The organism is Bradyrhizobium sp. PRIMUS42, assembly GCF_023006515.1.
Classification (GTDB): Bacteria; Pseudomonadota; Alphaproteobacteria; order Rhizobiales; family Xanthobacteraceae; genus Bradyrhizobium.
The window spans coordinates 1-454 of sequence record NZ_JALBGZ010001598.1; the positions used below are offsets into that span (position 1 = coordinate 1).

At 64.1% G+C, this 454-nt stretch carries 2 pseudogenes; one reads left to right on the forward strand and one right to left on the reverse strand.

The window, feature by feature from the left end:
* A pseudogene (locus tag MOV75_RS41845) lies at positions 1 to 147 on the reverse strand (LysR family transcriptional regulator); the annotation flags it as partial.
* 118 nt (positions 148 to 265) lie between these two features.
* Between MOV75_RS41845 and MOV75_RS41850 the strand changes: the two are divergent.
* A pseudogene (locus MOV75_RS41850) lies at positions 266 to 454 on the forward strand (class 1 fructose-bisphosphatase); the annotation flags it as partial.

Sequence of the window (454 nt, forward strand, 5' to 3'; positions counted from 1 at the left end):
CTGGGTCAGCCCGAGATGGCCGGACGCTGCGGTGACGCTGCCCTTGGCCGAGAGCGCCGCAAGCGAGCGCAGCTGCCGGATCGTCAGATGCCGGAGCTGGGCCGTCGCATGGCCGGGGCCATTATAAGAAAATTCTTTGACGCTCATTATGAATAGAAATTTTCCTTATTAAGCTGCCCCTGTCAATCTCCTGATGCCGGGACTGACCGTACCGACCTCCAGAGGGGAGGGAACTGGATACGGCGCCGGCAAAGGGGATGCGCAGATGACCGGGCAATTGAGGCTGGACGACCACCTTCAACGGTACTCAGAGACCGCGCCTCACGCACTGGCGGTGGCCGCCGCGGTCGACGCCATCGCGACGGCAGCCATCGAGATCGCCGACCTCATCGCCACCGGAGATCTCGCGGACGCCTCCGGCTTGACGACGGGGCGCAACAGCGACGGCGACGTC